We start from the raw sequence: 12,277 nt of genomic DNA on the forward strand, positions 1-12,277 counted from the left end.
TTAATGCTCTCACTCAGCCAATTTCCTTTTGTTAGCTTATCCTAATTGCCGTCCCCCACAGTCATCTCCCCCGCAAAACCGCAATGGGCGATCGCCTGTTGTGTTTGTCGATCTCTAAGGGAAAAAAGCAGTGGGGTTATTCGGTCAATCAGGTTGAACCATGATGTTGCATTTCACACCCCAGAAGTTACTGGCCCTCAGCGTGGCCCTACTGCTGTTTACTTCACCGATGTCAGCGGCGATCGCCACGCCCATTGATCCCTGCCTGCTGCGGGAAGAAAGTTTTGGCTTTACCATCGATGACTATGCCATTGAGCACCAAGATTGGGCAATTCTCAATATCGCTGTCGATTTTCGATACGTTGACCAACCCACAGCCCAGCGGTCAAACTACATTAATTTTGTGCCCCTTGCCGCTGAAATTGAGCGTTTTCTGCGGGAATACCCCAACGAAACAGATTACTGGGAAATTATGAACCGGAATTTAGCCGAATCTATTTTTGCAGACCATCCCCAGATGAGCGCCCTGAAAGTCAAGTTAGACATTGCCAAAAGTTCTGGGGAAGAACCCTATTCTCGCCATAGTGTTGTTTCCCTCACCCGTGACCAGGGTTGCCCCTTGACGCAATAAATCCAAAAGTTATGTTTTTAACTTGTGGGACTCATTACTTCCGGTGTGATGTCAATACCTAATACTTAAACAGCACTATCCACAACCCTTGATCGCTATATTCTTCCGCAGTTGTAGCCGCCATTATTTCAGGTCTAGGAGCCCCTGTTCCTTGAGCTTGGGCTGAAAGCGGAGGTCAATTTTGAGGCCCCGCCCGATTAGGTATTCTTTGATAGTTGCTTCCCGCTGGCGAGCATAGTTTTTCAGGTGTTTGACCATCTCCAATTCGCTGCTCTGCTGGAGGGCTTCCCGTGCTGCTGGGGGCAAATCTTCTTTAATGTCGATGGGTTGCGTCCAGAGGGATTCTGCCTCGCCGTTGCCGGGGGGCACGGTGCCATTTTCTGTTAACCAAGCAGCCCGCATTTCCTCTAGGAGAGTCCGGCTGGGGCGATCGCATTGAAAAATTTTCACCCAATGGCATTGTTCCGGACAACGAATAAGGTGCTGCTGCAAGCTTTTGGACACATCACGAGAATAACCGACATAGCAGAGGGTCTGGCTCCCGTCGAAGATCCCATAGAGACCAATCTTGCCCCCCAGGGTCGGGGCGATCGCCCCATCAGCATCGATATAGGGCAGAAAGTCTAACTCAGCGAGTTTGGGCAAAGACATAGACAATTGGGAACAATGGAAAGGGGCATTACTATTGATCCTAGGTAAGGCCGTCCCCCGGCGAGGGGCGATCGTAAACATCCTTAATGGTTTTCTCTTCAACCTATGGCACAACCGCAGCATAATTTTTACCTCAGCCTCGAACGACGTTGGGTCGCTCCCGCCTATGGGGGTGGCATTTTATTTGTCATTGCCCTCTGTTTTTTTGGGGCCGCCACAAATACGATGGCGGGCTGGTTATATGTCCTCAGCGGTACGATCCTCGCCATTTTATGTTTAGGGGCAATCCTGCCAGTGCGAGCCTTGAGGCAACTTGAAATTCGGCGATCGCCCACGGCCCCGGTTAGCGTTGGGGAAGTTTTAAGCCTCCATCTCACCTTGACCAATGACAGTAAAAACGCCAAAACCCTCATTGCTGTCACAGATCAAATTTCGTCTGGCTTGGGGGCACCCCGGCGGACAGTCCTAGAAATCCTCTCACCCCAGGAAAGTTTAGATTGGGTCTACGAGCTAGATGCCCAAAAACGTGGTGTATTTCAGTGGGAGGGAGTCGAGTTGCGCACCGCAAACCCCTTGGGCTTGTTTTGGTGTCGGCGGCGGCGTTCAGTACCGGGCCGGGTTGTGGTTTATCCGCAAATTTTTCCCCTGAGTAGTTGCCCGATCATTGACCACATCGGCAGCGAAGACAGCACCAAATTTCAGAGTGAAAATCTCTATCAAAACGCCACCGAAGGGATGACGAAGGCGATTCGGAACTACCGGATGGGCGACCCAATGCGGTTGATCCACTGGCGCAGCAGTGCCCGCTTTGGGGAATTTAAGGTACGGGAGCTAGAAATTACCACGGGCGGCGAAGAACTGATTATTTGCTTGGATCATCATTTTGCTTGGGAGGCCGATAGCTTTGAACAGGCGGCCAGTGCAGCGGCTTCTCTCTATTTTTATGCCCGGCGATCGCAACTGAATGTGAAATTTTGGACAGCCCAAAGTGGTCTGCTCAACAGCCGCGCGACGATCCTCGAAGCCCTCGCCCGGATTAATCCTGAGCCATTGGGAGAAAATACCTCTCCATCCCGTCCGGAAGGTTCATTGTTATGGTTAACCCAAAACCCCCAAACGCTCCTGGAGCTAAACCCCGGCAACCGCTGGCTCTTTTTCCAAGGAGCGCCTGAACAGACGGTGACCGGGGGCCATTGTCCAGGTCTCATCATTAATCCCATCGATCCTCTACCCCAGCAGCTACAACGGCAAAGCGATCGCCTTTTGTCCTAGGGTAATCCCAAGCAAACCAGGGCAGCGTGAGCAATTCTCCACAATTGCCGCGAAAAATCCCGGAGGCCCCCTGTATAATGGCTTGCAACCCATCTAGCGTTGACGAAAACCATGGCAAATTGGCACAAAATTTCTGGCAGTGTGACGGCTCCCAAGGGCTTCCGGGCCGCAGGGATCACCGCCGGACTCAAACCTTCGGGGGCACCAGACCTGGCGCTGATTGTTTCTGACACCGAAGCGATTACCGCCGGGGTGTTTACCCAGTCAGAAGTGCGCGCCGCCTGTGTCGATTATTGCCGTCAACGCCTCCAGGAAAAACCCAGCAGTCGGGCGATTTTGTGTAACTCCGGGCAAGCCAATGCCGCCACGGGGGAAGCCGGTTGGCAAGATGCGATCCAGTCGGCCCAGTGGTTAGGGGAAGCCCTCAATATCCCTCCAGAAAGTATTTTGCTGGCCTCTACAGGGGTGATCGGCCAGCGGATCAAAATGGCTGCCCTAGAAACGGGAATCCCCCAGGTGGTATTTGCCCTTTCCCCAGAGGGAGGCGATGCAGCGGCCCAGGCGATTATGACCACGGATCTTGTGTCAAAGGCGATCGCCCTAGAAACAGAAATTGAAGGGCGGCCTGTGCGGATCGGCGGCATTTGTAAAGGCTCCGGGATGATCCACCCCGACATGGCAACAATGCTGGGCTTTATCACCTGTGATGCGGCGGTTTCGACACCACTGTGGCAAGGGATGTTGAGCCGGGCCGTGGCCAAAAGTTTTAACCAAATCACCGTCGATGGCGACACCAGCACCAACGATTGCGTCATTGCCCTGGCCAACGGTCAGTCCCGCACCACGGCGATCACCGATCCCCAGTCCAAAAGTGCCCAACAACTAGAGGCGATGCTCACGGAAGTGTGCCAGTATCTCGCCAAGTGCATCGCCAGGGATGGGGAAGGGGCCACCTGTTTAATGGAAATTCAAGTGTCTGGCACCGTAGATGATCAAGCGGCCCGGAAAATTGCCCGTACCATTGCCGGATCATCTTTGGTGAAATCAGCGATTTTTGGGCGAGATCCTAACTGGGGCCGCATCGCCGCCGCTGCTGGCCGGGCTGGGGTGACCTTTAACCAAGAAGATCTGCAAATTTCCCTGGGGGATTTTCAGCTTATGGACCAGGGACAACCTCTTTCTTTTGATCGGGCAGCAGCCAGTCAATACCTCGTGGATCGTGCTGCCGGAGCCTATCTCACAGACGATACGGTGTTGATTGCTGTTTGTGTGGGCAATGGCTCAGGTAAAGGTACGGCCTGGGGCTGTGACCTCAGCTATGACTATGTGCGCATTAACGCCGAATATACGACCTAATCGATCTGGGGTTGCCAGGGCATGAGGGCATAGACCTGCTTGGGATCATTGAGCGATCGCCACAGTTTGATGCTGGCCTGGAGCCGGAGCCATTCTTGGGAAAGGGGATCACTCGCTTCGATCTGAGCCCCAAATAGATTACTAAAAATTTCTTCTTCCCAAGTTTGGGGCCGGGGATATTCTTGAACAGTGAAATCTTCCCCTAATTCTGCGGTGTCCACGGCATAGGCGATCGCCGCCGATAGCCCCCCTAATTCATCCACGAGCCGAATCGCCTGGGCATCTTCCCCAGACCAAACCCGTCCCTGGGCAATTTGGCGCACCTCAGCTTCCGTAAGACCCCGCGCCGCACTGACCCGGTCTAAAAATTTGCCGTAAATATCATTGACAAAGTTCTGAAAAATCGCCATTTCCGCTTCGGTTTTCGGGCGAGATGCCGTGCCTAAATTCGCCAATTCCCCCGTTTGGACGCTATCCCAGGTGAGGCCATTATTATTACCAATGGTTTGGATATTGGGCAAAATGCCAAACACCCCAATCGAGCCGGTAATGGTATTGGGCTGGGCAAAAATGCGATCGCTTTCGGTGGCAATCCAATAGCCTCCGGAGGCCGCCAGATCGCCCATGGAGACAATCACGGGTTTGTCTGCTTCGCGGATCAGTTTCAACTCCCGCAGGATAATTTCTGAGGCGATCGCACTACCCCCAGGACTATTGATGCGCAGCACGACGGCTTTGACCTCAGGATCCTGACGCAACTCTCGCAGTTGTCGCGAGAGGGAATCCCCGCCAATGGTGTCCGGCGTCCCTTCGCCACCGACGATATTGCCCTCGGCATAGACCACCGCCACGGTATTTTCCGAGGTAACCCCGATCTGGGCTAAATCCTGTTCCAGACTGTAATCGGCCAGATCCACCTGGGGTAAATCTTCATCGAGTTCTGTGCCCGTAAAGGTTTTGAGCTCCGCCAGGATTTCATCAAAATAGGCCAAGCGCGTCACCAATTGCTCCTCTTGGGCCACCTCTGGCAGAAGAATCCCCTGGGTATCAGCCAGGCTCTGGGGCAAGGTCGCGGCAAAGGGGCGATCGCCAGCCACCGTATCTTTAAAATCTGTCCAGAGATCACTGAGCAGGGCCTCGGTTTGTTGGCGATTTTCAGGACTGAATTCCTCTTGGGTAAAGGGTTCTACAGCACTTTTATAATCACCGACCCGCACCACCTGCACCCCGATCCCATATTGATCCAGGGCTCCCTTAAAGAAAAGCTGCTCACTACCCAAACCGTTCATTTCCACAACCCCCAGGGGATTGAGCCAAATTTCATCGGCCAAGGAACTCAGGTAATATTCCCGCTCCGTCATTTCCACATCGTAGGCATAGATTTTCTTCCCGGCGGCTTTAAAGTCCTGGAGAGCTTGGCGCACTTCCCGCAGTGTGGCATAACCATTCAAGCTATTTTGCCGACCATCGAGGAAGAGTCCCGTAATTTTGTCATCCTCGGCGGCAGCGCGGATACTTTCAGTGACATCCCGCAGACTGAGGGTTTCGGGAAAATCTCCGGCAATGACATTCCCAATGGAACTAGAGGGATCCCGGTCTTGGATAATCGTCCCCATATTGAAGATCAAAATACTGTTTTCCTTAGGTTTGCCGCCACCTTCTTGGGCAGAGAAGAGGGCAATCAGGGCAATAAACGCTGACAGAGAGAGGGTTGATAGAAGGCTGAGGGCGATCAGGGTACCGAGGCAACTGCTAAAAACCTGTTTAAAAAAATCTTTCATGGTTGAGGCATTCGGGAGAGAGGTCTTAGTTTTTACCTTAGAACTTGTGCAGGCAATTCGCCCGTTGCAGTTGCTGAAAATTAGCATTGCCCGTACAAAACAGCACTGTCCGCAATTCCAGTAGCAGCAGTTCGACCCACTCGGCCAAAGCCTCTGGGGATTCACTCGCCGCCTTGAGAAAGGGTTGGGCATAGCCAACAAGATCAGCCCCCAGGGCGATCGCCTTGGCCCCATCTAAACCGTTCCGCAGGCCCCCGGAAGCAATGAGGGGAATTTCAGGATCGTAATGGGCGATCGCCGCGAGACAGTCCGCCGTAGGAATTCCCCAGTCCCCGAAGGTTTGCCCTAGATTGCGCAAAAGTTGGTTTGGCGATCGCGCCGCTTCTACTTTTGCCCAGGAGGTGCCACCTGCCCCAGCCACATCAATGACCTGCACCCCCAAGTCCCGGAGACGCTGCACCATTTTGACGGAGATCCCATTGCCCACCTCCTTCGCGATTACAGGTACGGGCAGTTGGTGACAGACCTGTTCAATTTTGCCCAATAGCCCCTTAAAATTCGTGTCCCCCTGGGGTTGGATGCATTCCTGGAGGGGATTGAGATGGAGAATTAGCGCATCAGCTTCGAGCAAATCAACAACTTTGCGGCATTCTTCTACGCCATACCCGTAATTGAGCTGCACTGCCCCGATATTTGCAAACAGGAGAGCATCGGGGGCTTTTTGACGGACTGCAAAAGTAGCCGCCACCTCTGGTTTTTCGAGGGCAACCCGTTGAGAACCAACCCCCATGGCGAGGCGATGGGTTTGGGCAACTTCTGCCAAGCGAAAGTTAATCTGCTGGGCCTGGGCTGTGCCACCGGTCATCGAAGAAATCAGAATCGGTGCACCGAGGCTTTTCCCTAAAAAGGAGGTACTCAAATCAATATCGGTGCAGTCCAATTCAGGCAGACAGCAGTGCTCAAAACGGTACCGTTCAAAACCGGCGCGATTGTGGTGAAATTGGACATCTTCTTCGAGACAGATGCGGATATGGTCGGCTTTACGAACTTGGGTGCTGTCAGTCATGGGTTAGGCAAGGTTTAAGCTCCCCAAATTGTACAGAATCCCTTCTGGGTTCTCGGCGTTAGGCAATGGATTGCAATATTTTTAAGCTGCCAGGGCGATGGGTCTGGCTTCACTGATGCGTCAAAGACTCCAGATTTATCTCCTAGAACAGGGGTAAGATCAGCCTAAAATTTCGAGTATTCCTTCGCCAAAGACCAATAACGATTCCAGATGAATGCCAATTTTCTGACTGCGGTGCTGCTCCCCCTAGCTCTTTTCGTGATTATGCTGGGCATGGGTCTGGGTTTGACCCCCACGGATTTTAAACGGGTCTTGGTTGAACCTAGGGGGGTGATTGTCGGGGCGATCGCCCAATTGTTACTGCTGCCCTTGGTGGGCTTTGGCCTCGCAAATTTGTTTCCCCTCACCCCGGAATTGGCCGTGGGGGTAATGGTACTAGCGGCCTGTCCTGGGGGATCAACGTCTAATCTAATTACCTATCTCGTGCGGGGGAATGTGGCCCTTTCGATTACCCTCACGGCGGTCAGTAGCTTGATCACAGTTTTTACCATTCCCCTGGTGATTAATGGGGCAATGCAATATTTTCTGGGGGCCAGCGCCACCCTCCAATTGCCATTTTTTAAAACGGTGATCCAAATTGCGGTGATTACCCTGATTCCCATTGGGATTGGCATGGTGCTCCATCGTTACGCCCCGAAATTTGCGGCCATGGTCGAGGGCTATGTGAAATGGTTATCGCTCTTTTTCTTGGGTTTGGTCATTGCGGGTTTGCTGTTGGCAGAACGGGCCAATGTGGTGAGTTTCTTCCTCCAGGTGGGCTGGGTAATGTTGGCGCTCAATGTGACCATGATGTTTTTGGGTTATGCGATCGCCCTCGGCACGAAGCTGGATGGCCCCAGTGCGAAGTCTATTAGTGTAGAAGTGGGGATTCAAAATGGCACCTTGGCGATCGCCATTGCCAGTACACCGACCCTTTTAAATGCGCCAACAATGGCGATCCCGGCCGCGATTTATTCTTTGCTGATGTTTATTACCAGTGCGGCCTTTGGTTGGTTTATTCATTCCCAAACCCGGTCGCCAAGGCCAACGGAGAAGGATTCTCGTCCCTAAAAAATATTTTGTTACAAGAACATAGAGCCAAGGCAACCAATCAATACAATGGTTCAAGTCTGCTTGGCTCCTTCGTCATGGGGCTGACTAACGAATTGTGAGGTGTAACAACAATGGGTGTAATTGACTGGGCGATTGTGGCGATCTATGGCTTGATTGTCATTGCCATCGGCGTCATCGCCAGCCGCAAACAAACCAACACGGACGAGTATTTTCGGGGCGCCCGGCAAATCCCCTGGTGGGCGATCGCCTTTTCGATCATCGCCACCTCCTTTTCTGCCGCCTCACTCTTGGGGGGGCCAGGGGAAGGCTATACCAATGGCTTTCTATACCTCCAACTCCAACTGGGCGACCTTCTTGGTTATGGTCTTGTGATCGCCCTGCTTCTCCCCTTTTTTGTGCGGCTGAATCTCACCACCGCCTACGAGTACCTCGAAAAACGCTTCGATGCTAAAACCCGTTCCCTCGGTTCCCTCTGCTTTTTGCTGTTTGTCATTGCCCGGCTAGGGGGATTGCTCTATGCCGCTTCCCTCGTGGTCGCCACGGTGACAGGGATGCCCACCGGCATCGCCATTCTCTTGGTGGGACTCATCTCAATTGCCTACACCGTCGCTGGGGGCATTACCGCCGTCGTTTGGACAGATGTGTTGCAGTTTGCGATGATTTTTGTCGGGATTGGTGCAGGGATCTGGACGGCCGTGACCGGGGTTCCCGGCGGCTTTGGGGAACTATGGCAAGTGGCGGCGGCCAATGATAAGCTTGCAGTCTTTAATTTTTCCTGGGATCCAGGCTCGATCCGGTCTTTACCGACAGCCCTCTTTGCCTACGGGATCCTTGCTTTTGCCGTAGCTGGCACCAATCAGCAATCTGTACAGCGTTATGTTTCCTGCGCCGACGAAACTTCAGCCCGCAAAGCGATTTTACTCGGTTGGTTTTCCGGTCTTGTGGGTGTAGCGGCGACGCTTTTACTAGGGGTGCTGCTATTTGGGTTTTACAGCATTAATGGGGGTTTACCCGCCGAAGTGCCCGCCGACGGTATTTTGTCCCACTTCATTATCAATCAAGTACCCCCAGGGGCTTCTGGCTTTTTGGTAGCCGCGATTTTTGCAGCAGCAATGTCTTCCATTGACTCGGCCCTCCATTCCCTCGCGACTTGCATTACCGTCGATTTCTATGACCGCTACCGTCAACCGAAGGCCAGCGAAAAACAATCTCTACGCATTGCCCAAATTCTGATCGTGATTTGGGGCCTAGTAGGCATTGGGGCGGCGTTTTATGTGGCCTCAACGGGGAAAGATTTACTGGAATTTCTGGTGAGCTATACCACCATGTTCCTGGGGCCATTGCTCGGTATTTTCTTGATGGGGGTTTTGTGTCCTCGGGTCAACGGTACGGGCGCTTTCTATGGGACGGTGGCCGCCGTCATTTTGGTGATTATTGGCTCGAATGCGGGGTGGCTGACATTTCCTGGTATTTGGCGATCAGCGATCACGGCTCCCCTGGGGATTTTATTGGGCTATGGGATCTCCCTGTTGGGTCAAATTCCGCCCCGGCGATCGCTACAGGGGCTCACCCTCTGGAGCCAAACCCAAGGGACTAAACCCCTAGGAAGACCGGGCCTAGAGGAAGATGTTTCTCGCTATGAGGATTATTAGGCATTTGTATCAATAGGCCGAGAGTAGGGTCAAATGGCACGTTGCACCACGGCTCCGCCCAAAAGTTTAACGACAGGGGCTAAGGGAATCCGATATAATTTTTTGGCAAGTTCAATCCATCTCAAGATCGTAAAACCATGGCACTTCTGACCACCGGCAAAAGCTTCATTCGCACCGTAGAAAAGTCTGGCGCAGTTGCAGTCTATGCTCCCCTTGAGGGTGGTTTTGAAGGCCGCTATATGCGTCGTTTACGTTGCTCTGGTTATTCAGTGGTCAATTTGACGGCGCGGGGTTTGGGAGATGTAGCGGCTTATCTAACGCAATACCACGGGATTCGTCCTCCCCACCTGGGTAAAAAAGATATTGCTGGCAGTGGCGCGGCGGTGGGCCTCCGGTATTATGTGCCGGGAATTGCGAGCTACCAATTGGAAAATCTTCCCCAAAAGAGCAAAGGGATTATTCTCTGGATCATTGAAGGGTTTGTGCTTTCTCGCCAGGAACAGGAATACCTTGTGAGCCTGGCTCAGGAAAATCCTCAGATTAAAGTGGTCGTAGAAATGGGTGGCGATCGCCAATTTTCCTTTAAGCCCCTGGCTGACCTCTTGGTTTAGTTAGAGAGCCGGGCGTAATTTTAAGTAACCGTACAAAGCAGTTACGCCCACCACAATCCCAGCGACCATTAAGCTACCGTTAAGCCCCCACAGCCACGTTGCGCCATTGGCGATCGCCGCCAGCCCGATAAACAGCAACCGAAACGCAAAGCTATTCAGGGAAATTAGGGTCGCCCGTAGGTTCGAGGGAATTCGTTCATTGAGATAGCTCAAGACCAAGGGGGTGTTGCAGCCCCGCACAAGATAAATAACGACAATTAATAAAATCCCCCAGAGGTTTTCAATCAGGCCCATCGCAATGTAGGCGATCGCCATGCAGCCCGGCAGGAGCGCAAATAGACGTCGATAGGAAAACCAACGGACGAGGGTGTGAATGCGCCAAGAAATAAGGGCCATTGCCCCGTGAAACAGTAGCCAAGCCCAGCCCAGTTGGGTCACATCCAGACCCCGTTCTACGAGATATTCTTGGGAAACCCACACCACCAAAAAAGAACCACAACTCAAGGACGCCGAAAAGAGCAGGAGCCACCGGAGCGATCGCCTTTCCTGAAAAATTGCCCGAATCTGCGGCAACAAAGTACGCCAGCCCGGTGTTTTCTCAGAGTGCTGTTGGGGCGGTTCCCGGAGTGTCAATGCCAAGGCGAGATAAGCGCCAATGCAGAGAGTTTGTAAATAAAATGGATAGCGCAGATCCCACTGGGCGACCCAAGCACCACCGAGACCACAGATCGCTTCTGTGATGCCCATGATTGCTACCCCTTTTCCTTCCCAGGCGGCATATTTTTCGGTGCGACCGAGGGAAAGCAAACTATCGTAGGCGATCGCACTATCGGCCCCAGAGATTAAACTGCCACCAAGCCCCGCTAAAATTTCGGCCCAGGCAAACCAGCTAAAACTACCCTGGGTACAATAAATCAGCCAACCCACCAACCACAAACTCGCCCCCAGTACCAAACTATTTTTGCGGCCAAATTGATCGGCAAAATAACCCGAAGGAATTTCCCCCACAAAGATCGCCGCTGACAAAATAGCCTTGAGGGCGATCGCCTGGGCAATGGACAATCCCTGGGATTCATAAAACAGCACAATTACCGGAATGGGAAACCAGGCAGATTCAAGGCCCTTGAGCAGCCAGAGGGTTGTTAAATTTTTAGCGGTTAGTTCTGCTGGTCTTAAATACGCCATGTTTTGTCAAATACACCACTGGTTTTATCAGGTGTTGCGAAACTCTGATTTTCATTGCTCGCCTGAATCGCCCAGCCCTTGTATCCATTGGCGATTAAGAAACAATAAGCAACGACTGTCAAGCATAAATCGTCACTACAATGACAAATATTTCAAGGTGCTGCAAAAGACCTCAAAAAATTCAAATCTTACCCTAAGCAAACGTTTTTCGATCGGTTGAGACCGCCCCAAAAAAGGCAGTTTATTTGAGGTTGCTTTAAGATTCGCCCTTCTTTATTGTCGATTTTTTAACTGATTGATCATGGTTCGTTTCACAAATTCTTTTTTACAACCGATGCTACGGGCCGTTGCTCCCCTCACGGTGCTGACCCTCGCTAGCTGTTCTTTTTCCGTCGAGGGCTTATCCTTTGGTTTCGGCAACAGAACCCTCGATGCTGAAAAACTCGAAACAGAAATCTCCCAGGGACTTACCACCCAAACGGGATTGGCGACGACAGCAGTGACTTGCCCTGAAGATCAAGCCATCGAAGCGGGCAATGTGTTTAGCTGTGAGGCCGCTTTGGAAGGAGGCCAAACCCTCGCCATTCAAGTCACCCAAAATGATGATGAGGGCAATGTTAACTGGAGTGCCGATGAGGGCCTCGCAAATCTCCGGGGATTAATCTCCAGTGAGACTTTAGAAACACAAATCGCCCAGGGTATCGCTGAACAACTGAACGTCGAAGCGACCATCGATTGCGGTGCTCCCTATCGGATCTTGCTCACCGGCGAAACTTTTAACTGCACGGCCACAGATAATTCTGGTAATTCGGCTTCTGTGGCAGTAACCGCCGAGGATGATGCGGGTAATGTGGTGTGGCGACTGCAATAAATTAGGCTTCGGGATTCCCGGAGTGCCCCAAAAGGCGATCGCCACCTTGTAAAATACCCACTTAACCATTGAGTTTTTTAACAGCAAG

General features: G+C 52.3%; 11 protein-coding genes. 7 read left to right on the forward strand and 4 right to left on the reverse strand.

Annotated features, from left to right (window positions below):
- Window positions 1-160: 160 nt before the first annotated feature.
- Window positions 161-631, forward strand: coding sequence for a hypothetical protein (locus AACR41_RS13390; protein WP_030006238.1), 471 nt, complete (start codon window positions 161-163; stop codon window positions 629-631).
- A gap of 123 nt (window positions 632-754) precedes the next feature.
- Here AACR41_RS13390 and AACR41_RS13395 read toward each other — a convergent pair whose 3' ends face one another.
- A complete protein-coding gene (locus AACR41_RS13395; protein ID WP_030006239.1) occupies window positions 755-1,282 on the reverse strand; it encodes a GIY-YIG nuclease family protein in 528 nt (175 codons plus the stop codon).
- 105 nt (window positions 1,283-1,387) lie between these two features.
- On the opposite strand from AACR41_RS13395, the gene AACR41_RS13400 reads away from it, so the two are divergent.
- Both AACR41_RS13400 and argJ read left to right on the forward strand, forming a co-directional pair.
- A complete protein-coding gene (locus AACR41_RS13400; RefSeq protein WP_030006240.1) occupies window positions 1,388-2,554 on the forward strand; it encodes a DUF58 domain-containing protein in 1,167 nt (388 codons plus the stop codon).
- A gap of 111 nt (window positions 2,555-2,665) precedes the next feature.
- The gene (gene argJ / locus AACR41_RS13405; protein WP_030006241.1) at window positions 2,666-3,910 is read left to right on the forward strand and encodes a bifunctional ornithine acetyltransferase/N-acetylglutamate synthase; all 1,245 of its coding nucleotides are present in this window, start codon (window positions 2,666-2,668) and stop codon (window positions 3,908-3,910) included.
- Here the strand turns inward: argJ and sppA are convergent.
- On the reverse strand, window positions 3,907-5,691 hold the full coding sequence (gene sppA, locus AACR41_RS13410) for a signal peptide peptidase SppA (protein WP_030006242.1): 1,785 nt from the start codon (window positions 5,689-5,691) through the stop codon (window positions 3,907-3,909). The two genes, argJ and sppA, sit on opposite strands and share 4 nt — an antisense overlap.
- 37 nt (window positions 5,692-5,728) lie before the next feature.
- Window positions 5,729-6,757, reverse strand: coding sequence for a type 2 isopentenyl-diphosphate Delta-isomerase (gene fni / locus AACR41_RS13415; RefSeq protein WP_030006243.1), 1,029 nt, complete (start codon window positions 6,755-6,757; stop codon window positions 5,729-5,731).
- A gap of 210 nt (window positions 6,758-6,967) precedes the next feature.
- Between fni and AACR41_RS13420 the strand changes: the two genes are divergently transcribed.
- The 3 genes from AACR41_RS13420 to AACR41_RS13430 all read left to right on the forward strand — a co-directional run bounded on the left by AACR41_RS13420 (window position 6,968) and on the right by AACR41_RS13430 (window position 10,133).
- Window positions 6,968-7,867 (forward strand): bile acid:sodium symporter family protein, encoded by a 900-nt coding sequence (locus tag AACR41_RS13420; protein ID WP_030006244.1) that lies wholly within the window; start codon window positions 6,968-6,970, stop codon window positions 7,865-7,867.
- 113 nt (window positions 7,868-7,980) lie between these two features.
- Window positions 7,981-9,522, forward strand: a complete 1,542-nt coding sequence (locus AACR41_RS13425) for a sodium:solute symporter (RefSeq protein ID WP_030006245.1) — start codon at window positions 7,981-7,983, stop codon at window positions 9,520-9,522.
- A gap of 137 nt (window positions 9,523-9,659) precedes the next feature.
- The gene (locus AACR41_RS13430; protein ID WP_030006246.1) at window positions 9,660-10,133 is read left to right on the forward strand and encodes an NAD(P)H-quinone oxidoreductase subunit N; all 474 of its coding nucleotides are present in this window, start codon (window positions 9,660-9,662) and stop codon (window positions 10,131-10,133) included.
- On the opposite strand, the gene AACR41_RS13435 is transcribed toward AACR41_RS13430, so the two are convergent.
- Window positions 10,134-11,318 carry an MFS transporter gene (locus AACR41_RS13435; protein ID WP_030006247.1) on the reverse strand — a complete coding sequence of 395 codons (1,185 nt, stop codon included), beginning with the start codon at window positions 11,316-11,318 and terminating at the stop codon, window positions 10,134-10,136.
- A 301-nt stretch (window positions 11,319-11,619) separates the two neighbouring features.
- Between AACR41_RS13435 and AACR41_RS13440 the strand changes: the two genes are divergently transcribed.
- Entirely contained in the window at window positions 11,620-12,189 is a 570-nt protein-coding gene (locus AACR41_RS13440) for a DUF4333 domain-containing protein (protein ID WP_030006248.1), read from the forward strand.
- The last annotated feature ends 88 nt before the right edge of the window (window positions 12,190-12,277 follow it).

The sequence above is a fragment of the Picosynechococcus sp. NKBG042902 genome (assembly GCF_963864045.1).
In the GTDB taxonomy this organism is placed as follows: Bacteria; Cyanobacteriota; Cyanobacteriia; order Cyanobacteriales; family MRBY01; genus MRBY01.